The 21,596-nt window shown below is 62.0% G+C and carries 22 protein-coding genes and 1 pseudogene; 15 read left to right on the forward strand and 8 right to left on the reverse strand.

Annotated elements, in window-relative coordinates; all coding sequences use genetic code 11:
• Positions 1 to 26: 26 nt before the first annotated feature.
• The 5 genes and pseudogenes from ACJ2A4_RS09160 to murA all read left to right on the forward strand — a co-directional run bounded on the left by ACJ2A4_RS09160 (position 27) and on the right by murA (position 4,239).
• Positions 27 to 1,211, forward strand: a complete 1,185-nt coding sequence (locus ACJ2A4_RS09160; RefSeq protein WP_408872592.1) for a glycosyltransferase family 4 protein — start codon at positions 27 to 29, stop codon at positions 1,209 to 1,211.
• On the forward strand, positions 1,201 to 1,380 hold the full coding sequence (locus ACJ2A4_RS09165; RefSeq protein ID WP_194259727.1) for a hypothetical protein: 180 nt from the start codon (positions 1,201 to 1,203) through the stop codon (positions 1,378 to 1,380). The genes ACJ2A4_RS09160 and ACJ2A4_RS09165 overlap by 11 nt, the downstream gene beginning before the upstream one ends.
• A gap of 6 nt (positions 1,381 to 1,386) precedes the next feature.
• Positions 1,387 to 2,301 carry a DMT family transporter gene (locus ACJ2A4_RS09170; protein WP_408872593.1) on the forward strand — a complete coding sequence of 305 codons (915 nt, stop codon included), beginning with the start codon at positions 1,387 to 1,389 and terminating at the stop codon, positions 2,299 to 2,301.
• Between the two features lie 92 nt (positions 2,302 to 2,393).
• Positions 2,394 to 2,945, forward strand: a complete 552-nt coding sequence (gene dcd, locus ACJ2A4_RS09175; protein WP_408872594.1) for a dCTP deaminase — start codon at positions 2,394 to 2,396, stop codon at positions 2,943 to 2,945.
• Between the two features lie 38 nt (positions 2,946 to 2,983).
• Positions 2,984 to 4,239: pseudogene (murA, locus tag ACJ2A4_RS09180) on the forward strand (UDP-N-acetylglucosamine 1-carboxyvinyltransferase).
• A gap of 125 nt (positions 4,240 to 4,364) precedes the next feature.
• Here murA and ACJ2A4_RS09185 read toward each other — a convergent pair.
• Positions 4,365 to 5,840 (reverse strand): mannitol dehydrogenase family protein, encoded by a 1,476-nt coding sequence (locus ACJ2A4_RS09185; protein WP_408872595.1) that lies wholly within the window; start codon positions 5,838 to 5,840, stop codon positions 4,365 to 4,367.
• A 219-nt stretch (positions 5,841 to 6,059) separates the two neighbouring features.
• Between ACJ2A4_RS09185 and ACJ2A4_RS09190 the strand changes: the two genes are divergently transcribed.
• Positions 6,060 to 6,536 carry a GAF domain-containing protein gene (locus ACJ2A4_RS09190; RefSeq protein ID WP_408872596.1) on the forward strand — a complete coding sequence of 159 codons (477 nt, stop codon included), beginning with the start codon at positions 6,060 to 6,062 and terminating at the stop codon, positions 6,534 to 6,536.
• Between the two features lie 31 nt (positions 6,537 to 6,567).
• Here ACJ2A4_RS09190 and ACJ2A4_RS09195 read toward each other — a convergent pair whose 3' ends face one another.
• The 4 genes from ACJ2A4_RS09195 to dinB all read right to left on the reverse strand — a co-directional run bounded on the left by ACJ2A4_RS09195 (position 6,568) and on the right by dinB (position 10,108).
• A complete protein-coding gene (locus ACJ2A4_RS09195; protein WP_408872597.1) occupies positions 6,568 to 7,122 on the reverse strand; it encodes a TIGR00730 family Rossman fold protein in 555 nt (184 codons plus the stop codon).
• Positions 7,123 to 7,154: 32 nt separating this feature from the next.
• Positions 7,155 to 8,348, reverse strand: a complete 1,194-nt coding sequence (locus ACJ2A4_RS09200; RefSeq protein WP_408872598.1) for an MFS transporter — start codon at positions 8,346 to 8,348, stop codon at positions 7,155 to 7,157.
• Between the two features lie 130 nt (positions 8,349 to 8,478).
• Positions 8,479 to 8,835: a hypothetical protein gene (locus tag ACJ2A4_RS09205; protein ID WP_408872599.1), complete on the reverse strand. Its 357-nt coding sequence runs from the start codon at positions 8,833 to 8,835 to the stop codon at positions 8,479 to 8,481.
• Between the two features lie 202 nt (positions 8,836 to 9,037).
• A complete protein-coding gene (gene dinB / locus ACJ2A4_RS09210) occupies positions 9,038 to 10,108 on the reverse strand; it encodes a DNA polymerase IV (protein ID WP_408872600.1) in 1,071 nt (356 codons plus the stop codon).
• Positions 10,109 to 10,158: 50 nt separating this feature from the next.
• Between dinB and ACJ2A4_RS09215 the strand changes: the two genes are divergently transcribed.
• Positions 10,159 to 10,749: an NUDIX domain-containing protein gene (locus tag ACJ2A4_RS09215; RefSeq protein ID WP_408872601.1), complete on the forward strand. Its 591-nt coding sequence runs from the start codon at positions 10,159 to 10,161 to the stop codon at positions 10,747 to 10,749.
• A gap of 78 nt (positions 10,750 to 10,827) precedes the next feature.
• Positions 10,828 to 11,340, forward strand: a complete 513-nt coding sequence (locus tag ACJ2A4_RS09220) for a hypothetical protein (protein ID WP_408872602.1) — start codon at positions 10,828 to 10,830, stop codon at positions 11,338 to 11,340.
• Between the two features lie 97 nt (positions 11,341 to 11,437).
• On the opposite strand, the gene ACJ2A4_RS09225 is transcribed toward ACJ2A4_RS09220, so the two are convergent.
• The 3 genes from ACJ2A4_RS09225 to ACJ2A4_RS09235 form a co-directional block, all read right to left on the reverse strand.
• Positions 11,438 to 12,624, reverse strand: a protein-coding gene (locus ACJ2A4_RS09225; protein ID WP_408872603.1) for an IS3 family transposase whose coding sequence is annotated in 2 segments (ribosomal slippage) — positions 11,438 to 12,354 and positions 12,354 to 12,624 — 1,188 coding nt in all. Because the reading frame shifts where the segments join, the coding sequence is not laid out codon by codon here.
• A gap of 458 nt (positions 12,625 to 13,082) precedes the next feature.
• On the reverse strand, positions 13,083 to 13,460 hold the full coding sequence (locus ACJ2A4_RS09230; RefSeq protein ID WP_408872604.1) for a hypothetical protein: 378 nt from the start codon (positions 13,458 to 13,460) through the stop codon (positions 13,083 to 13,085).
• Positions 13,461 to 13,519: 59 nt separating this feature from the next.
• A complete protein-coding gene (locus ACJ2A4_RS09235; RefSeq protein WP_408872605.1) occupies positions 13,520 to 14,347 on the reverse strand; it encodes a PadR family transcriptional regulator in 828 nt (275 codons plus the stop codon).
• A 178-nt stretch (positions 14,348 to 14,525) separates the two neighbouring features.
• Here ACJ2A4_RS09235 and ACJ2A4_RS09240 point away from each other — a divergent pair, with 178 nt between their 5' ends.
• The 7 genes from ACJ2A4_RS09240 (at position 14,526) to hrpB (ending at position 21,547) form a co-directional block, all read left to right on the forward strand.
• Entirely contained in the window at positions 14,526 to 15,254 is a 729-nt protein-coding gene (locus ACJ2A4_RS09240; protein WP_408872606.1) for a TVP38/TMEM64 family protein, read from the forward strand.
• A gap of 45 nt (positions 15,255 to 15,299) precedes the next feature.
• Positions 15,300 to 16,568, forward strand: a complete 1,269-nt coding sequence (locus ACJ2A4_RS09245; RefSeq protein WP_408872607.1) for a multidrug effflux MFS transporter — start codon at positions 15,300 to 15,302, stop codon at positions 16,566 to 16,568.
• A gap of 27 nt (positions 16,569 to 16,595) precedes the next feature.
• The gene (locus tag ACJ2A4_RS09250) at positions 16,596 to 16,946 is read left to right on the forward strand and encodes a response regulator (RefSeq protein WP_408872608.1); all 351 of its coding nucleotides are present in this window, start codon (positions 16,596 to 16,598) and stop codon (positions 16,944 to 16,946) included.
• A gap of 88 nt (positions 16,947 to 17,034) precedes the next feature.
• Positions 17,035 to 17,574: an adenine phosphoribosyltransferase gene (locus ACJ2A4_RS09255; protein WP_408872609.1), complete on the forward strand. Its 540-nt coding sequence runs from the start codon at positions 17,035 to 17,037 to the stop codon at positions 17,572 to 17,574.
• A gap of 11 nt (positions 17,575 to 17,585) precedes the next feature.
• Positions 17,586 to 18,416, forward strand: a complete 831-nt coding sequence (locus ACJ2A4_RS09260; RefSeq protein WP_408872610.1) for an NADPH-dependent oxidoreductase — start codon at positions 17,586 to 17,588, stop codon at positions 18,414 to 18,416.
• Positions 18,417 to 18,741: 325 nt separating this feature from the next.
• Positions 18,742 to 18,948: a cold-shock protein gene (locus ACJ2A4_RS09265; protein ID WP_041111398.1), complete on the forward strand. Its 207-nt coding sequence runs from the start codon at positions 18,742 to 18,744 to the stop codon at positions 18,946 to 18,948.
• Positions 18,949 to 19,045: 97 nt separating this feature from the next.
• A complete protein-coding gene (gene hrpB / locus ACJ2A4_RS09270) occupies positions 19,046 to 21,547 on the forward strand; it encodes an ATP-dependent helicase HrpB (protein ID WP_408872611.1) in 2,502 nt (833 codons plus the stop codon).
• Positions 21,548 to 21,596: the final 49 nt, after the last annotated feature.

The following is a 21,596-nucleotide window of genomic DNA, read 5'->3' on the forward strand; positions in this document are numbered from 1 at the left end:
CCCGGAACAGGCCACCTCCGACTGTCATGACTGACCGCTCTCCCGTCATTCTTCAGGTTCTTCCGGCGCTGGGCACCGGCGGGCTGGAGCGCGGGGCTGTCGAAATTGCCGCAGCGATCACGCAAGGGGGTGGCACGGCGCTGGTCGCCTCACGTCCCGGCCGGCTGCTGGTGCAGCTCCGTCATGCCGGCGCGCGGCATATCGAGCTTGATCTGAAGAAGAAATCCCCTGTCGCCGTGTTGCGCCGGGCGAAGGACCTGCAGGCCATCATCCGCAGCGAGGGCGTAGATCTGGTCCATGCCCGCTCGCGGATTCCGGCCTGGGCCGCGTGGATCGCCTGCCGCCGCGAAAACATCCCGCTCGTGACGACATGGCATGGCGTGCATGAGGCCAAATGGCGGGCGAAGAAGCTTTATAATTCCGTGCTGGCGCGCGGCACCCGGGTCATTGCGATTTCGGAGTTCATCGCCCGTCGCCTGCGCAGTGAATACGCCGTGCCGGAAAGCCGTCTGCGCGTCATTCCGCGTGGGGCCGATCTGCGGGAGTTCACACCCGGTACGGTCTCCGGCGAACGCGTGCAGAAACTGGCCGAAGCCTGGCGCGTGCCTGTTGAGGCAAAGATCATCCTCATGCCGGCGCGACTGACAGCATGGAAAGGGCAGGGCGTTCTGATCGAGGCGCTTGGACTGCTGCGCTCACGGATGGGGACAGGCTGGATCTGCGTTCTGGCTGGACCGGAGAATGACCGGAAGTTCTCCCGCAAATTGCAACAGCGCGTGCGGGAGTTGGGCCTTGAGGAGCATGTCCGCTTTGCCGGAACCTGCACGGACATGCCGGCGGCCTGCGAACTGGCGAGCGTTGTCGTGGCGCCCTCGCTCCGGCCCGAGCCGTTCGGACGCACGCTGGTGGAAGCGCAGATGATGGGTCGCCCCGTGATCGGCACGGCACAGGGGGCCATGATGGAGACGATCCTGCCGGGCGAGACGGGTCTGGTCGTGCCCCCTGATGATCCGGAAGCCCTGGCCGATGCTTTGAAAAGCGTTCTGGAAACGGATGAAGACGCGCTGGACTGGCTGGCGGAAAAGGCCCGTGCCCATGCCATCGCCAATTATACGACTACGCTGATGCAGGCCCGCACGCTGGGTGTGTATGACGAACTTCTGGGCACCCGTCTGCGGGAGACATTTGAGGAATACAGCCATGACCAGTAAGGACGCAAAACCGACAGAACAGATCATCCGTGACCGCGCTGCGGCCGCGAAGGAAGAGCGGGAAAGCCGTGAGGCCAAGGCGCTCCGGGCCAATCTGATGCGTCGCAAACAGCAGCAGCGTGCCCGTCCGCAGGATGAAACCGGCCCATCATCCACCGATGATCGCTGAGTGTCTGTGAAACGGCATTTTCCGCTTCCTTCGCCGCAGGAGCTGGCGCTGACGGGCGTGACGGTGCTGTGGGGCGGGACATTTCTCGTGCTGCACATCGCCATGCAGCATTGCGGGCCACGCTTTTTCGTCTTCGTCCGCTTCATGATGGCGGCGGTATTCGTCGGGCTGCTGGCCGGGCGGAAACTGCTGGATTTCAACCGGCGTGAAATCCGGGCGGGCGCGCTGATCGGCATGGCTCTGGCGACCGGTTATGTGTTGCAGAGCGCCGGCCTGCGGGACATCACCAGCAGCCGCTCCGCCTTCATCACCGCGCTTTACGTTCCGCTCGTGCCGATCTTCCAGTGGGCCTTCCTGCGCAAGGCGCCGCATCTGATGAGCTGGCTCGGAATCGCGCTGGCATTTGCCGGACTGGTCTGCCTGGCGGGGCCGGCGGCACTGTCGCTGTCCTTCGGGCGCGGGGATCTGCTGACGCTGTGTGCCGCCATCGCGATCGCAGCCGAGATCGTGCTCATCAGTCTCTATGCGCGGGGCGTGGACAGCCTGCGCGTCACGGTCATGCAGCTCTTTGCCGGAAGCCTGTTTGCCGGGCTCATGATGCCGGTTTCGGGAGAGGCTGTTCCCGCCTTTTCATGGGTCTGGTTCAGTTGCGCGCTTGCGCTGGGCGGACTGAGTGCTCTGGTGCAGGTCGTGATGAACTGGGCGCAGAAATCCGTCTCCCCCACCAAGGCGGCTGTGATCTATGCCGGTGAGCCGGTCTGGGGCGGGCTTGTCGGGTGGCTGGCGGGTGATCATCTGCCCCCTGCGACCCTTCTCGGTGCCGCGCTGATCGTGGGAGGCGTGCTGACCAGCGAACTGCGTCCGCAATGGCTGGAAGCCCTGCTGGGACGTGAACCACAAACCCTCACGAAAAATGACTGACCCGACACATTGCGTGATCGCGCATCGCTCGCTAGAGCAGGTGGGTTAGACGCACAGGGCGATTTGTACCGCCCTCGTTCAGGAGTGCCTTCATGCCCATCATGCCCGACACATGGATCCGCCAGATGGCCCGGGAAAAAGGCATGATCGAGCCGTTCGTGGAGACCCAGAAGCGCGAAGGCGTCATTTCCTACGGCCTGTCGTCCTATGGCTATGACGCGCGCGTGGCGGAAGAATTCAAGATCTTTACGGACGTGGACAGCGCCGTCGTTGATCCGAAGAACTTTGCCTCCAACAGCTTCGTAACCCGCACCGGCGACATCACCATCCCGCCCAACAGCTTTGCGCTGGCGCATACGGTCGAATATTTCCGAATCCCGCGTGACACGCTGGTGGTGTGCCTCGGCAAGTCCACCTATGCGCGCTGCGGCATCATCGTGAACGTCACGCCGCTGGAGCCGGAATGGGAAGGCCAGGTCACGATCGAGATCAGCAACACCACGCCGCTGCCCGCGCGAATCTATGCGAACGAGGGCATCTGCCAGTTCCTGTTTTTCCAGGGTGCCAGCCCCTGTGAGGTCAGCTACGCCGACCGTGCTGGAAAATACATGCGCCAGTCCGGCGTCACCACGCCCCGCCTCTAAAGCCCAGCTCTCAAGGCCTGTTTCTCAAGGATCGCACCATGGACCGTTTCATCATTCGCGGTGGCCGCCGCCTGACAGGCGAAATCGAGATCGGGGGGCCAAGAACTCCGGCCTCAAACTCATGGTGGCAGGGCTTCTGACCTCCGAGCGGCTGGTACTGTCCAACGTGCCGGCCATCGCTGACATCAAGACGATGCGCGACCTGCTGGTGGGGCTGGGCATCACGGTTGAGGACGCCGGGCCGCGCACGTTATCCATTGGTGGCGAGATCGGCTCCGTCGAGGCACCGTATGACATCGTCTCCAAGATGCGCGCGTCCATTCTGGTGCTCGGCCCGCTTCTGGCCCGTGCGCGAGAGGCGAAGGTCTCCCTGCCGGGTGGCTGCGCTATCGGAACGCGCCCTGTGGACATGCACCTCAAGGGGCTTGAGACGCTAGGCGCCGTGATCCGTCTGGAAAACGGCTATATCAATGCGACTGCGCCGGACGGACTGAAGGGTGACCGGATCATCCTGCCGTTTGCCAGTGTGGGCGCGACCGAAAATCTGCTGATGGCCGCAACGCTGGCCAAGGGGCGCACCCATATCGTCAACGCCGCGCGTGAGCCGGAAATCAGCGATCTGGTCTATTGCCTCAACGCCATGGGTGCACAGATCACGGGCGAAGGCTCGGGCACGCTGGTCATTGACGGTGTGGAGAAGCTGCACGGCGCGCATTATGCCGTCATGCCGGACCGTATCGAATGCGGCACCTATGCCTGCGCGGCCGGTATCACGGGTGGCGATCTGCTGCTCGTGGGCGGACGGGCCGATGATCTGGGCTCCGTGATCCGTACGCTTGAAGAAACGGGCGTTGAGGTTCTGGAAGAAGAACGCGGCCTGCGTGTCCGTCGCAGCGGCACGCTTCAGGGTGTGGACATCATGACCGAGCCGTATCCCGGCTTCCCGACCGACATGCAGGCGCAGTTCATGGCGATGCTGTCGGTGGCCGAGGGTGCATCCATGATCACCGAGACGATCTTCGAGAACCGCTTCATGCACGTCCCGGAGCTCAACCGCATGGGCGCCCGCGTGAACGTACATGGCCGCTCCGCCATCATCCGCGGTGTGCCGAAGCTGTCGGGCGCTCCCGTCATGGCGACCGACCTGCGCGCCTCGTTCTCGCTGATCCTCGCCGGGCTGGCGGCAGAAGGTGAGACGCAGCTCAGCCGCATCTATCATCTGGATCGCGGCTATGAAGGCGTGGATCGCAAACTCGCCGCCTGCGGTGCCGACATCGCCCGCGTTTCAGACTGACAGGCAGAACAGGGCGCCCGGCGATCGGGCTGCCCTGCTTAATGTATAAAAGTTTTTTGGTTCCGCCTTTTTTCAAAAAGGCGGAGAGCCCTGAAGCTTTTTGGAAAAAGCTTCACCAAAAACTTTTATACGTTTGTGACCAGATCCTTCAGGACGGCTGCCGTGCCGCGCGTTTTCAGGTCTTCGCGGGTCTGGATGAAGCGCGTGAGGAACTCGGCGGAGTTTACAAGGCCCCATCCGGCAAACACGCTCATGTCCAGCGCCTTTGCGGGATTGGCGTCCAGCGCCAGAGCACGATCTTCGGCGCTGAGGCGCGGTTCCGTGACGGCGAATGTGGCTTCCACGTCATCGCGGCCGGTCAGATAGGCACAGTAGCAGGCAAGCACGAAGGCGATCCGGCGCGGGTCCTGGGCCTTTTTCAGAACGTCCTCGGCCGTGGCGCGTAGGAAGACCGGCAGCTTGGACGTGCTGTCGGATGTGATGCGCAGAAGCTGGTCGCTGACGGCATGGTTGCGGAACCGCTCCAGAAGCTGCGTGGCATAATCCGGCAGGCTGATACCCGGCGGGGCGGTGAGCTGCGGCTCGACGTCATGACGCAGGAACTGCTCCAGCAGGGCGGCCAGATGTTCATCGCCCATGGCTTCATCGACCAGCCGGTATCCCATCAGCACACCCGGAAGGGCGAGCGTGGAATGCGAGGCGTTCAGCATCCGCAGCTTGACCTGTTCGTAAGGCTCGACATCGTTCGTGAACAGCACACCGGCCTGATCCCAGGCCGGACGTCCGGCTGGAAAGCTGTCTTCCACGACCCACTGGATGAAGTCCTCGCAGAACACGGGCACACGATCCTCGACGCCGCTCTGCGCATCCAGACGTGCAACATCGGCCGGATGGACGGCCGGGGTGATGCGGTCAACCATGCAGGACGGGAAGGCGACGTTGGCCTCGATCCATGTGGCCAGCTCTGCGTCCCGCAGACGTGCGAAGGACAGCACGGCATTGCGCGCGACATCGCCGTTTGACGGGACATTGTCGCAGGACAGGATGGTGAAAGGCGCGATCCCGGCTTCCCGGCGCTGACGCAGCGCTTCGGTCATCATGCCGAACGCCGTGTGCGGGACCGGGCGGTGCAGGTCTTCGGCAATGGCGGGATGTTCGGTCATGAAGCGGCCCGTTTCATCCATGTAGTAGCCGCCCTCGGTCACCGTCATGCTGACGATGCGGATGGCCGGATCCGTCAGGCGCTTCAGCGCGGCTTCACGATCGGCCGGGGCATGCATGTATTCGACCAGCGACTTCACCACCCGCACCGTATCGGGGCGGTTCGGCGGACATTCGCGTAGCGTGTAGAGCCCGTCCTGTGCGTGCAGGGCCTCGGCCTTTGCCACTTCCGCCGGATGGTCCATCAGGCCCATCCCGACAATGCCCCAGCCGGACTGACCCGGCAACGCAAGGGCCCGGTCCGTATAGACGGCCTGATGGGCGCGATGGAAATTGCCGACGCTGAGATGCACAATGCCAGCCGTTACTCCGTCCCGGTCATAGGGCGATGTCAGGATGGCTTCAGGGAGGTCGGACAAAGTCTGGGAAGTCAGGATCATGGAATGGATCTTTCAGACGAAAGGACCGACTTCTTTTAGAAGCCTCCAATTTCGAGGAAACCGTTTTTGTATTTTGTGAATTATTTCTAATAATCCTCCCGGAACCGCGAGCATTACGAAAAACAGACAGTTTCCATAAAATATGGCGGCCTTTTCCGTTTTGTCCGAACTGCCGTATGATCGACGGCTCCATTCCCGTTTTTGCAGGACTGTTTTTGCATGAGTGCTCCCATCCATCGTCTGAGCGTGGACGAGCTTGTTCCGATGGTCCGGTCCGTTCTTCAGACCGAGACGGACATGATCGCCAACATGGCCAATATCGCAGCCCTGCTGTTCGAGGCTCTGCCGCCGATCAACTGGGCCGGGTTCTATCTGTGGAAAGGGGCGGACGGGCAGCTCGTGCTCGGACCGTTCCAGGGCCGTCTGGCCTGCACGCGGATTCCGCTCGGACGCGGCGTCTGCGGTACGGTCGCGCAGAACCGGGAGACGCTGGTGGTCCCGGACGTGCATGCGTTTCCGGGACATATTGCCTGCGACGCCGCCTCGGCATCGGAGATCGTGCTGCCGGTCGTGGCTGGAGGCGCGCTCGTGGGCGTGCTGGACATCGACAGCCCGGTGAAGGACCGGTTTTCCGAGTCGGATCGCGCGCGGCTTGAAGAGGTGGTCAGCCTATTGGTGGCCACGCTGGAAGGTTGAGCGGGGACTGCTGACCCCGCTCTTTTGCGCGTCAGGCCGGACCGTTGACGGAGAGATGCTGCATCAGTTCCGGCACATCCTCGACGACCGTGAACAGCTTGCGGGCTGACGGGTCCGCAAAGCCCTGATCGACCGCATCATTCAGCGTGCTGACCAGTGACGTGGCCCAGCCGCCGATATTGACGATGTAGATCGGCTCCTGATGCAGGCCAAGCTGCTTCCAGGTCATGATTTCCATGAGTTCGTCAAACGTGCCGAGGCCGCCGGGAATGATTGCATAGGCGTCGGACAGTTCGAACATCCGGGCTTTGCGGGTGTGCATGTCCGGCGTGACTTCAAGCTGCGTGACGCCCTTGTGCATGACTTCGCGGGCGTGGAGGAATTCGGGAATGATGCCAATAACCTTGCCGCCCGCCTGAAGGGCCGCATCCGCTACTGTTCCCATCAGCCCGACATGGCCGCCGCCATAGACCAGTGTGATTCCGTGTCGCGCCAGGGCCGTTCCGATCTCTTTTGCACCTTCGGCATAGACGGAGGAGTTGCCGAAGCGGGAGCCACAGAAGACGGCGCAGGAACGAATGGTCATGTCGGGTCCGTATAAGTTGAAGCGAAGATCTGTCACGCGGTCCGACGACCCAGGGAACGGCTGATCAGCACACCAACCAGACAGCAGATGGCGGTGGTGGCGAACATCGTCCTGTAGCCCGCGAACTCGATGACCTGGCCAAGAAACAGCCCCGAGCACGCAATGGCAAGGTCAATGAAGATGGAATAGGCGCCGAGAGCGGCCCCGCGGTTCTCCGGACCTGCACTGTTGACGGCCAGAACGCCGAGTGCCGGGAAGAGCAGCGAGAAGCCGGCCCCCGTCAGCGCAGCGCCCAGAAGGGCCGCGGAGGGGGTCTGGAACACGCATAGCGTGGCGAGTCCGAGGGCTTCCACCAGCAGCGAGACGATCGCCACGAACACGCCGCCCCGCTTTGCGATCTGGGACGCGAAGAAAAACCGGATGACGACGAAGGTGAAGCCGAAGACCGCCAGGGCCGTGGCGGCACCCTGCCAGTGCAGGACCGAATAATACAGCGCAAGGAACGAGGAGATCGCACCAAAGCCGATTGACCCTGCGGCCAGTGCCGAACCATGCGGCAGGACCAGTCTGAGTGCGCGGGAGAAAGGAATGGGCTGGCTGGTCGAAGGGATGGGTTTGACGCCCGGATAGAACCCGATCAGCGCCAGGCCGAACAGTGGCAGGGCCACGGAGAGAATCCCGACCGAAACCAGCCCGCCATAAGGTGCGGGCAGCATGGACAGCTTGGCCCCGATCGGCGCGCCAAGCGCAATCCCGCCATAGGAGCAGATGCCGTTCCAGGAAATGGCGATGGCCGTGTTTTCCGCACCGGCGCGCCGGATGTTCCAGACAATTACCCCGGTCGCGGCCCAGCTTTCCGCCCAGCCCAGCAGAAGGCGGCTGAGCAGCAGGACGCCCAGTGACAGCAGTGGCGTTGCCGCCAGAAGGCCTGACCCGGCAATGAGCAGACCCGACAGCACGCAGGTCACAAGGCCGCCAATGACCACCGGTTTGGGGCCGATCCGGTCCACCAGCCGCCCTGCGGAGGGGCGGGCCGCGAAGGTCGCAAAATACTGCAGGGAGAACGTAATGCCTGCGACGGTTGTGCTGTAGCCCAGTCCCTGATGGACGAAAATCGTCAGGACGGCATTGGGCAGGCCGATCACGATATAGACGAGAAGATTGAACAGGACGACAGCAAGAACGCGTTTCGTCGGTGAGCCCGCCGGCGTGTCTTGCGCGGTCATGGAATCTGTTCTCCCGAGAGTTTGAATATTGAACGATCCTTCATGGCATAAGCCAGATGAAGGATATCGTCACGGGGGCGCGTTCTTCTTTACTTCACGATCCCGCGTGGAATTGTCCTGAATAAAGCCTTCAGACCGGCTGCCGCAGCAGGGTTGAAATGGATGTGCAGACAGTCTGGCGCAGGGGGGCGGGCATGGAGGGCAGGGCATACTGCTCGGGCTGTCCCGTCCGGAGGCTGAGAGCCTGCAGAATTCCCTGTCTTCCGGCATTATAGGCGCTGTCGCTCTGATCGGGGCTCAACGGACGGGCGGTTTCGCTGCCGGTCAGGGTGGTGTTCTGCAGACAGTAATGCAGCGTCCCGGCGAGATTGGCGGGTTTTGCCGAAGACAGGTCGGGTTCGCCCAGAAAGGATACCGGATTGCGGGCCTTGGAAAACGGGTGCCCCTGCTGGTTGTGTGAGAGGGTTTTTTCAAAACCGGGCGACATGGGCGCTCTGGACGCGCAGCCTCCACACAAAAGGAGGGGTGCTATCAACAGGGCGGAAAGCGTCAGTCGGTGCAGGCATGCGGCCATGAACAGCAGTGGTCCGTGCTGTGAAGAAACAGCCCGTTTCGGGACAGGCTGATCCCCAACGCATCAGAAGGCTGAAAGAATGCCATGATTTATGCCCGGTATTTCCGGACTCATCTTAGAAGAGCAGTTCCATCTGGTCACAGGACACGGTTTCGGCGGCATGAAAGCCCGACAATGTCAGTCCAAGCAGGCGTACTCCGGGGACGAACGGAAATAGCGGTCCCATGAGGCTCTGACCCGTCTCCAGCAGAACTTCTTCGGACGGGACGGGGGCAGACAGGGTCCGGGCCCGCGTAATCTGGCGGAAATCGGCGTATTTGACCTTCAGGGTCACGGTCCGCGCCTGAAGCTGCCGCCGCTCGGCACCCGCCCAGAGCTTGGCCGCGATCTGTGCCAGGGCCTTATGCGCGTCAGCTTCGGATTTTAGATCCTGAAGATAGGTCTGTTCGGTTCCAAGGGATTTGCGCTCCCGGTTCACCACGACAGGCCGATGATCAATCCCGCGCGAGATCCCATGATAGAACGCTGCTGCCTTGCCGAAATGCCGGGTCAGCGTCTCAATGTCGCGCTCCCGCAGATCTGCGCCCGTTTCAATGCCCAGCGCCCGCATTTTTCGGGCGGTAGCCGGGCCGATGCCGTGAAATGCATCGACGGGCAGGCTGGACACGAAATCCGGCCCCATTGCCGGCGTGATGACGAACAGTCCGTCCGGTTTGCGGTAATCCGAGGCCAGCTTGGCCAGGAAGCGATTGTAGGACACACCGGCCGAGGCGGTCAGTCCGGTCTCGGCGTGGATATCCGCCCGGATCCGGTCTGCGACCAGCGTGGCGGACCCATAGGCGCCGAGATGGTTTGTCAGGTCCAGATAGACTTCGTCCAGCGATAGCGGCTGGATCAGCGGTGTGTAACGCGAGAAGATGTCATGGATCTGCGCCGAGACGCTGCGATAGACGTCAAACCGCGCCGGCACGAACATAAGTTCCGGGCAGAGACGCTTGGCCGTGACCGACGGCATGGCCGAGCGGACACCAAAGCGCCGGGCCTCGTAGCTTGCGGCGGCCACAACGCCCCGTGCCTCGCCCCGTCCCACCGCGAGCGGGCGGCCGCGCAGGGAGGGGTCGTCCCGCTGTTCGACAGACGCATAAAATGCGTCCATGTCGATATGCACGATCCGGCGTTGCTCCATGATGCAAGTTTCGCCAATTCGGAAGAACGAAACAAGATCAGGATCCGTCCATGAGCTCCGATAAAAGCCCCGGGAAAAGTCTCGAAGACGCCCGCAAAGACGCCGGTTTCCAGACGCTTTCGACCCGGCTGGCCTATAGCAATCCCTGGACCGCCATGCGCGAGGACATCATCGTTCATCCCAATGGCAAGCAGGGCCTTTATGGTATTGTCGAGCGCGGCGAGTTCGTCGTGATCCTGCCTTTGCATGCGGATGGGAAAGTCACGCTGATCCAGCAGTTCCGCTATCCGGTGGGCGAGCGGCTGTGGGAACTGCCGATGGGGATGTGGGAGACGAAAGAGAACGTCGATCCGGTCGAGCTCGCGCTGGGCGAACTACGGGAGGAAACCGGGCTGCGCGCCGGTGAGATGATCCATATCGGCAGCATGTATCAGGGCGCGGGTTATTCGAACCAGAAAGGACATGTCTTTCTGGCCCGCAATCTCACGCGCGGTGAAACGGCGCTTGAGGCAACGGAAGAGGACATCACCTGCCACGACATGACGCTGGACGCGTTCGAGACCATGATCCGCAATGGCGAACTGAAATGCATGGTCTCGCTGGCCGCCTTCGCGCTGATCCGGGCAAAAGGCCTGATCTGAGCGGATTTTTGGCTTTTATTGCGGAACCTGAAGGATATCTGCAGCGCTAGCCTTTCTCCAGATTTGCAGAAGGTCCTGATGGTCGAAACCGCGTCGCCGTCTCCCAATACCAGCGAAATCATTACCCGGGGTCATCCGACCGATAATGAGCTGCTTGCTTTTTATCGCTCGGAAATCCGGTTCGAGACCGAAGTCGTGAATGGCCGCCTGCAGGCCCTTCTGGAGTCGCAGGCCTTTCTGGTTATCGCTTATGCGACCGCCATGACCGGTTCCACAAAACGATGGGGCGACAGCATGGTGCTTCTGCTGCCGCCCCTGTTCTCACTGCTGGGATTCGTGCTCGCTGTCATGGCGCTGCCGGGTATCCGGGCGGCTTATGCCGCAATCAGGAAATGGGAAGACAAGCAGCGGGTTCTGCATCAGAGCAGTCCGGACCTGACCGATTTCACACTGGCCCCGAATGAGAACGAGACCCGCGACATGATGCGCCGCGCCCAGCGGGGGGCGCTGTTCGCCCATCAGGCCCCGTTCATTTTCATGATTGCCTGGGCGCTGTTCGGGATCATCCCGTTTTATCTGTACCTGAAATAGCGTCAGATCACGGCGTCAAGAAAGACGACTCATGGATTGAGGTGGTCCCGTCCGTTCGGACAGTTTTGCGGGCTTGATAAGCTATACCCGGTTGTTGTTATGCCGCCCTTCTGACGGCGTTGCTGTTGGCCCTCTGGTCCGGGGTTAACCCCGGACCAGAGGGCGTCGGCACGTTATGATACGCCTCATCGGGCGTTCGTCCAGCCAGCGCCGTATGCGGACGCCTTTCGTTATAATGGGCGATCCATCTGCCAAGCCCGGCCCTCAGCTCTGATCCGGTCTCGAACGCGTACAGGTAGACGCATTCGTATTTCAGCGACCGCCACAGGCGCTCGATGAACACGTTATCCAGCCATCGCCCACGCCCGTCCATACTGATGCGGATCTGACGCTCTTCCAGTATCCCGCTGAAACGGGGTGTCGTAAATTGCGACCCCTGGTCAGTATTGAAAATGTCCGGGGCGCCATAGCGCATGAGGGCATCCTGTAGCGCCTCGATACAGAACTCCACGTCCATCGTGTTCGACAGACGCCAGGACAGGACCTTGCGCGTGAACCAGTCCATGATCGTCACGAGATAGAGAAATCCCCGTTTCATGGGAATATATGTGATATCGGAACACCAGACCTGGTCAGGCCGATTGATGACCAGATCCCGTAGCAGATACGGATATTTCCGATGCTCCGGATGAGGCACACTCGTGCGCGGCTTCTGGTAGACCGCCCGCAGGCCCATGATCGCCATGATCCGCCGGACCCGCTTGCGGCCCACTTCATGTCCCTGGCGGCGCAGATGCCATGTCATCTGCCGTGAGCCATAATACGGCGTTTCCAGGAACTGGGCGTCGATCAGCCGCATCAACTCCAGATTGGCTTCGCTCTGTGGCACAGGCCGATAGTAGACGCCCGACCGGTTGAGTTGCAGCAGCGTGCATTGCCGGATTATCGGCAGGCGCGCTCGCTTCGGGTCAATCATCTGCCGCCTCTGATCACGCCCAACCGAGCAGAGGCATCCCGCAAAAAATCCCGTTCCACCAGCAACTGGCCGATCTTGGCGTGCAGTTTCTCTACATCAGCAGGGCTGACTGAAGGTTCCGTTACTGACTTACCAGAAAAAAGGCTTGCCATGCCTTCGATCGCCTGGCGCTTCCATTGGGCGATCATCGTCTGATGCACCCCATGTTTCGAAGCCAATTCCGCCAGCGTCAGTTCCCCACGGATCGCCTCCAGGGCAACCCGTGACTTGAACTCCGCCGCATACCTCTTGCGCGTAACCTTGCCCATAAAACCCGTCCTCGTTCAGGCCAGATGATAGCTTATCGTCCTGTCCGAAAAATGGGGACCACCTCTGAGACCAGAAGTGCGGCCTGTTGAGCAATTTCTTCTGTGGCGTGTCCGACGCTGGTGATGACTGGAGTGCCTAATATCATGACCTCAGAGCCCAGAACGGCAGGAATATCTTCATTGGCATGAACGTCATCAGTTCCAGCCAACGGTTTTGAAAAATCCTTACGGACGTCTCTATACTAGGTCTCTTCTGCAATATGCCTGCAATTGCCTACTGCGCCTTGAGGTGAAATCAATATTCTCAAGTATAATGGTAGCTCGTGCGTAAGTAAAGTTAGAGTATAAACTTGACGCCTTGATATAAAGTGCTTGTTTTCTTGCAAAAAAAATCAGGTCAGAAATCAGTCGCTAGATCGCGAAGGCCAACTCTGGATCCCGAAAATTCTAGAAGATCGCTAGGATTTCTCCAGCAGGGCCTTGCAGCGCATCCAGGACATGCGGTCGCGGAAGATGAGCAGGACGTAGTAGTCCAGTTCGCGGCTGCGGGTTTTTGTAGTGCGGGTATAGAAAGGATAGACGTCGAACGGGCCCTGAAGCCCGGCGGGTGCGGGTTCTGACGGCAGGATGCAGTTGACCCGGAACAGCGGCATGTAGACCGCATCATCTCCGGGATTGCGCCGCACATGCCACAGATTGCGTCGGAACTTCTTCAGCCGTTCGGGTAGAAGAAAGACCATCGATTTCTCGATGAATCCTTCTCCGAAATGCTCCGGCCGGTAATACCGCATATCCTCGGGCATGTTGCAGAAATGGGGATGGTCCTGAACGATCATGGACCATCCTTTACGGCATTGTGCCGGCCGTTGGGAGAGGTGCTCCGGTGTCTCAGGCCTTATTCGGCCTGAGCATTTTCCGAAGGCGCCTCGTCAGCAGCCGGGCCTGCGATTTCCGTTGCGGCACGGTGCAGGATCGCCACGATCCGCCGCAGTTCTTCCGCATCTGCGCCACGGCGGGACTTCAGGGCGGCCTTCAGCGCAAAGCGCGCGTCATGGAACTCCTGTCCCAGTGTCGGGTCGAGGTCGTTGATGCCGGTGAAGGCGTCGCGGACATCAGCCATACGGGCGCCGATCCGGCTCATGATGTCGAGGATGCGGGCTGCCTCCTCTTTATTGGCCTCGTGATGCGCCTTTCCTTCGTCCGTCAGGCTGTAGAGCTTGCGGTTGCCTTCCTGGGTAACGGCGGCAAGACCGGTTTCTTCCAGATAGGTGAGGGACGGGTAGATCACGCCAGGGCTGGGCTTGTAGAAGCCACCGGATCGCTCTTCGAGCCGCCGGATCAGCTCATAGCCATGGGCGGGTGCCTCTGCGAGCAGGGCGAGGATGACGAGCTGAAGCTCATCGGCTGTCAGCTTGCGGCCGCGTGTGAAGCCTTCGCTCCCCAGATCGCCGCCAAAGCCCTTGCCGAACCGGCCACCGGAGCGTCCACCCCCCATTCTGCCTCCTGGGCCACCACGGCCGCCGTGCCGACGGCCGAACTCGCCTTCGCCGCGGTCCATGCCGCGATGACGGCCACCACGCTTTTCGCCACGGCCTTCGCTGCGCTCTTCGCCTTCTGCGACGGAACGGCCCATGCGGGAAAGACCACGGCGATGGCCGCGATGGGGGCGCTGTCCGGCATCCGGACGATCTGTGTTAAAACGGTCAGTCTTGTGTTTGAACATTGTGTTCTCCTATTCGATATATCGAACGATATAGTATCTTAAGATATATCTTCAAGAGAAAAATACAGCTGGATGATTTTTTCCCGAGGCTCTGTCCCTGCGGCAGGGGTGCCAGCATGAAGTCGTGTTTATGTGCCCGCCCATAGCCGCGACGGCCTGAGGCTGGTATCGGGCAGGGATGGGTAGCCCGATCTCTCTTCCTCCCGATCCGGAACTGCGTCGCACGCTGCGACAGCTCGTACCCTGGCGCGCCGCTTTGACGATTGGCGCGATGCTGGTGCTGGTGGCAGCCCTTCAGCGCCTGTCGTTCATTCATCATCTGCTGGAAAACGCGCCGCACTGGCACGAGACGCCGGGTGCGCCGCTGTGGTTCCTGCTGCTGGCTGTGCCGTACAGCGCGTGCGGACTGCCGCGCCAAGCGCTCTGTGTGGCGGCCGGGCTGGCCTTCGGATTATGGGGCGGGCTTGTCCTGTGTTCGCTGGCCTATATGCTGGGGGCGGTTCTGGCCTATGGGTGGGCGCGGGCGCTGGCTCCGGCCGGGTTCCGGGCCCGGCTGCATGACAGGCTGGAAGCGGATTATACCGCTCTTGCCCGCACGCTCCATGCAAGGCCTTTTCGGGCAGTCCTGACGTTGCGGCTGATGCCGGTGGGGTCCGCCCTGCTGGTTTCGACGGCGGCGGGGCTGTTCGAGCTGCCGTTGCTGCCATTTTCGATCGCAACGTTTCTCGGAGGACTGCCGCAGACGCTGATCTTCGTTCTGGTCGGCTCCGGGACGCGGATCGGGCATGTCCTCCAGTTGGGGCTTGCGGGAATCCTGTTCGTCGTGTCCGGTGTGCTGGGTGCCGTTCTGCTCCGGCAGCATGGCCAGACCGTCCCGAAGGACAACGCAGACACTCCGGCTTCCTGAAAAAAGCTCCACACCACGCAACCTGAATTGAACAGGCAGACGCGCATGACAGACCAGAACATGACATTCAGACGGGGAGATCCCCTGCCCGCATGGCTGCCGGTTCTGCTGGGAATCTTTACGGCTGTCGGGCCGGTTTCAACGGACGTCTATCTGCCGGCGCTGCCCGAGATGGAGCGTCAGCTTCATACGGCTGCAGGTTCGGGAAGTGCCACGATGGCGGCCTGGGTGATCGGGCTGGCTATCGGACAGATCACCATCGGCCCGATTTCCGACCGGTTCGGTCGCCGCTGGCCGCTGCTGATCGGGATGCTGGGCTATACGCTGGGCGAGATCGGCTGTGCACTGGCGCCGAGCATGACGTTCCTGTGCATCTGTCGCGTCTTTTCCGCCATCATGGCCTCGGCCGGACTCGTGGTGCCCAATGCCTGCATCCGTGACCTGACGGAAGGCGATGCGTCCTCGAAAATGATGTCCCGTCTGATCGTCATTCAGGGTACCGTACCGATCCTGGCGCCCATGCTGGGCGGTTTTGCGCTGAAATTCGTGGACTGGCGCGTCATTTTCTGGGCCACGGCCGTTTATGGCGGGATCTGTACGCTTCTGCTGATGACGATTTTCCCCGAGACCCTGGCGCCACACGATCGGCGGGATCTGCGACCCGTCTCCATCATCGAACGCTACATCTATATCCTGCGGACTCGCAGCTTCATCACGAATGGTCTGGTCTGGAGCTTCCTGGGCTTCGTGACCTTCACCTATCTGACGGCGGCCCCCATGCTGTTCGAGGACGTGTTCGGCATGTCGCCGTTCCATTACGGCATGCTGTTCGGTCTGTTCGCGATCTGCATGATCGGCGCCTCCGCCATCAACGGGCAACTCGTGGGACGGGTCAGCACAGGCCGGATGCTGTTCTCTGCGCTGGGTGTCAGTCTGGCGGGCTGTGCCATCCTGCTGCTGCTGGCGCTGGTTTCGAACTATGATGTCGATCCGCAGGGCCATATCAAGGCGATGTTCCTGTGGCCGCTTATTATCGCACTCATCATCACGATGGCGCCCACGGGCATCATCGGTCCGAATTCCATGGTGGGTATTCTCTCCGAACAGTCGGACCGCGCCGGATCGGCCTCGGCTCTGGCAGGAACGATGCAGTATCTTTTCGGTGCCGTGGCCAGTGCCCTGTTCGGACTGGTGCCGTCAGGAACCGCCGTTCCCATGGCGCTCTTCCTGTCCTTCGCTTTCGTCGCGGCCATGGGGTTTGCCCTGCTGCGCCCCAAACTGCCTGCCGTGGCAGAACCATCGACCCATTCCTGAGACAACATCCGTCATGAGGGCCCTGCCATGAAAGCCTTGCTTGTCGAAGACGATGCCGCCATCGCCTTGGTGGTCGAGACGGTTCTGGTGCGCGAAGGCTGGAGCGTGCGCCATGTCCTGGACGGTGTCGCGGCGCTGGAAGGGGATGAGGCGCCGGATCTGCTGGTGACGGATCTGAACCTGCCCGGCGCGCAGAACGGTCTGGAAATCGCGCATCTGCTGCGCGAGCGCCGCCCGCAGATGGCCGTTGTGCTCATGTCGGGCGACTATGAAGAGAGCGCTATGGCCCCGCAGGGCATGGCCGTCCTGCCCAAACCGTTCCGCAAAGCAGGTCTTCTCGCGGCCATCAAACAGGCCCAGGAGCAGGCTCAAGGTTAGGCTCCGGGCACAATCCGGACTTGAGTCAGGGGGGAGAGTCCCCTACATGCCGCGCTGTTTGCCATGACCAGATGAAAGCAGTGCCGCCATGTCGTTTCAGGATCCCCAGCCCCTCGATCTCAAGAATTACATTCGCGAGATCCCGGATTTTCCGAAGCCGGGCATCCTGTTCTACGACATCTCGACCCTGATCCGCTCGCCCGACGCCTGGCAGGTCGCCACCGCCCGTCTGGCCCGCGTGATCGCTGCCTGGCAGCCGGACATCCTGGCCGGAATCGAGAGCCGCGGCTTCCTGACCGCTGCGCCGCTGGCCCTGCGTCTGGGCTGCGGCTTCACGATGCTGCGCAAGCCGGGCAAGCTGCCAGGCAAGACCGTTTCCCTGAAATACGGCCTCGAATATGGCGAGGACGAGCTGCACATCCAGGCTGACGCCATCAAGCCGGGCCAGCGCGTCGTGGTGCTGGACGATCTTCTGGCAACGGGTGGCACGCTTGCGGCGTCCATTGATCTTCTGCGCAAGGTCGGGGCCGAAGTCGTGGGCGCTTCCGTGCTCATCGAACTGGCAGACCTGAAGGGCCGTGAGAAACTGGACGTTCCGCTGAACGCTCTGATGACATACGACGAATAAGGAAACATCAGATGTCGGGCACCTCTTCCGAACGGATTTTCACGCTGTGGCAGACACGGTACCGCACGCCAGCGCCGAAAACCCTGCCGGACAACGTGGTGCTCGACCTGCTGATGTCGCATCATTCGGTCCGGGCCTATCTGCCCGACACCCTGCCGGAAGGTACGCTGGAAGCCGGTATCGCCGCGGCGTCCTCGGGCGCCACGTCCAGCAATCTTCAGGCCTGGTCTGTCGTGGCCGTCGAAAATCCGGAAACGCGCGCCCGACTGGCGAAACTCTGCGGCAACCAGAAGCATATTGAGGTCGCGCCGCTGTTCCTGGCCTGGATTGTTGATCTGGCCCGGCTGGAGCGGATCGCCGAGCGGGCAGGGATGGGGCATGAGGCGCTCGACTATCAGGAGACGTTCCTCATGGCGACGCTCGATACCGGGATCGCCGCCCAGAACGCCGTGACCGCGTTCGAATCCCTCGGTCTGGGCACGGTCTATATCGGCGGCCTGCGCAACCATCCCGAAGAAGTCGCCAGCCTCCTGTCCCTTCAGCCGCGTTCGGTCGCGGTCGTCGGACTCTGTGTCGGTAAACCCGATCCCGCTGCCCAGAACGGCTACAAGCCGCGTCTGGGACAGGATGTCGTCCTGCATCGCGAGCGCTACAGCACGGAACACGAGGCCGAAGGCATCGCGGCCTATGACCGCATTGCGGACGACTACCAAAAGGAACAGGGCTTGACCTCGCGGGCCTGGTCGGAAACGGTCGCCAAGCGGGTGGACAGCTTCAAAGGCCTGAGCGGACGGCACGTCATGCGCACGGTCCTGCACAAGCTCGGCTTTCCGCTCCGGTAAACGTGAAGCCTAGGGGCGGAAAAGAAATTCTTTTTTCGCCGAAGTTTTTAAAGAAGTTAAAGATTTGTTTTTCAGGGATTTGACGCAATTACTGGAAGCTGAAAATAAATCTTTTCTACGAAAACTTTTCATATGAAATATGCGGAGCAGGTTTTATTTTAAGCTTGCTTCCCGGCCAAATGTTCAGGCATATTCTGAAGGCAGCTGTTTTTCTGGCTGGAGAATATCGCCGATCGCTCATTCGCGTGATCGCACCTTCCCCCTCTGAAAAAACTGATTACGTGAATGTTTGCGCGTAAAGCTGCGTTATCAAAGGAGACCTGCAATGGCGACAGGTACAGTAAAGTGGTTCAACGCCACGAAGGGCTTCGGTTTCATCCAGCCCAGCGACGGCACCACAGACGTTTTCGTTCACATTTCTGCTCTCGAAAAAGCCGGGTTGCAGAACCTGAATGAAGGCCAGCAGGTCTCTTACGAGATTGAAGACGGCCGCAACGGACGCAAGTCCGCAGGAAGCCTCAAGGCGCTCTGACGAAATGGTGGCTTCGGCCACCATTTTTCGTTTCAGGCACTTTTCCACGCCATCGCTTTCGCGCAGACGCACGGTATAACAGCGGCTCTGACCTGCTGTGCCGGAGCCGCGCCCTGACTTTTACCCTTCCCCCGAACTCCCCGTCACGGCCATCCTGCCGGAGCTTCTGGCAGTATTGGAGACGCAGCCCAACGCCGTCCTCGTCGCCCCGCCGGGCGCGGGCAAGACGACGCTGACGCCGCTCGCGCTTCTGGACGCGCCCTGGCTCGGAATGCAGCGCCTCATTCTCGTGGAACCCCGTCGTGTGGCGGTCCGTGGTGCGGCGTCGCGCATGGCGTCGTCGCTGGGTGAAAAGCCGGGCGGCATCGTGGGATTCCGCACGCGCACCGATTCCGCCATGTCCGCCCGAATGTGCATCGAGGTCGTAACCGAAGGGCTGCTCCTGCGCCGCCTGCTGACCGATCCGCTGCTGGATGGCGTAGGCGCGGTGCTGTTCGATGAGGTGCATGAACGCTCGCTGGATCTGGACGCGGCGCTGGCATTCTGTCTGGACATGCAGCGCGAAATGCGGCCGGATCTGCGGATTCTGGCCATGTCCGCCACGCCGGATGGCCGCGCTTTCACGACGCTGATGAACGCCCCGCTGATCGAGAGCGAAGGCCGCCAGTACCCCATCGACATCCGCCACACCCGCGACATTCCCCATATGCGGGACCTGCCCGAAGCCTGCGCCCGCGCGATCCGTCAGGCTCTGGCGGAAGAAGATGGCGACATCCTCGCCTTCCTGCCCGGCGTCGGCGAAATCCGCCGCACACAGGCTCTGCTGGATGGCACGGTCCCGGTCTTCCCGCTGCATGGCGAACAGACGACCGAGGATCAGGACCGCGCCATCGCCCCGTCCGATACGCGCCGCGTCGTGCTGGCGACATCCATTGCCGAGACCTCTGTCACCGTTTCTGGCGTGCGGATCGTCGTCGATGGCGGCCTGCGCCGAGCCCCGCGCCTTGACCCGAATACCGGCCTGTCGCGGCTGGAAACGCTGAAAATATCCCGCGCCACCGCGACCCAGCGCGCAGGCCGTGCGGGGCGACAGTCACCGGGCATCGCCATCCGCCTGTGGTCGGAAATGACGCAGCGCAGCCTGCGCCCGCAGGACGCGCCTGAAATCCTTGTGGCCGATCTCACGGATTTCGCGCTTGTCACCGCCGCCTGGCAAGAGGTCATGGGCACGGCTCCGGATAGTCTGCCGCTGCTGGACACGCCGCCGTCTGGCGTTCTGGCGGGCGGGCGCGAACTGCTGCGGGAACTTGGCGCGCTGGATGACGCCAACCGTATTACCGTGCTCGGCAAGCGCATGGCGTCCCTCGGAACGCATCCGCGTCTGGCGGCGATGCTCTGCGCGGCCCGCACACTGCCGGAGCGCGTGACGGCAGCCTGTCTGGCGGCGCTGCTGGAAGAGCGTGACCCGCTCCGTCCGCGCCCGAACCGCCCTTCCGGTCCAGCGCCGGGCGCCGATATCCGCACACGGCTCGCTTTATTCGAACGCGACGATCCCCGCGCAGACCGTGCCAGCCTGTTCCATATGCGTCAGTCCGCCAAACGCTTCCTGCGCCGCATGGGCGATCGGGACATGCCGCTTGTGCCGCTACCGGACCATGCAGGCGCGTTACTGGCCGCCGGTTTCCCGGACCGTGTCGCGCAGGCGGCGGGTGAGCTCGGGCGTTTCCGGCTGGCAGGCGGGGGGAGTGCCCGCGTCTCGGCCAATGATCCGCTGGCCCGCGAAAAGCTGCTGGCCGGGGCGGCGTTCCATACGCGGACCTCAACCGAAATTACGCTCGCTGCCCCGCTGGATGCCGAAAACCTGCCCCGGACTCTTCTGGACCGGACCCGCGAGCAGGTGGAAACAACGCTGGACGGCACCTCGGGCCGCATCATCGCCCGTCGCAGGCTCCGTCTGGGCGCGCTGGTTCTGCGCGATCGCAATGGCGAGATCAGCCCCGAGGAAGCGCAGACGCTCCTGATGCAGCAGATCGCCGCGAATCTGGCGCAGGCCCTGACCTGGACGGAGGCCGGGCGCCAGTTCCAGGCCCGCGTGGCCCATGCCCGCGCGACCTATGCGCCGCATCTGCCGGACATCTCGGATGAGGGGCTGGCTGCGTCGCTCGACTGGCTGGAGCCCTATCTTGCCGGGTGTGACCGCCTGTCGCAGGTCAAGGCGCTGGATCTGTTATCCATTCTCCGCGCCCGTCTGGATTATACCGATCTCGCCGCACTGGACCACAAGCTCCCGCCGCGCCTGACGCTGAAGGCCAGCACGCACGATATCGACTATACCGGTGCGGTCCCCACGGTTTCCGCCCGCGCGCAGGCCTTTTACGGCACGGCCCAGACGCCGCAGCTTGCGGACGGGCAGCTTGCCCTGCAATGCGCGCTGCTCTCCCCGGCGGGACGTCCGCAGGCGATCACGGCCGATCTGACGGGATTCTGGAAAGGAAGCTGGGCCGACATGCGCCGGGACATGCGCGGGCGCTATCCCCGACACGACTGGCCCGAGGATCCCGCGACCGCCGAGCCCCCGAAACCGCGCCCGAGGCGTTGATTCGACGCGATCTTTGCCATGATCTTAGGATGTGGAACAATTCTGTGTT

It is taken from the genome of Gluconobacter roseus, from assembly GCF_046058915.1.
Classification (GTDB): Bacteria; Pseudomonadota; Alphaproteobacteria; order Acetobacterales; family Acetobacteraceae; genus Gluconobacter; species Gluconobacter roseus_A.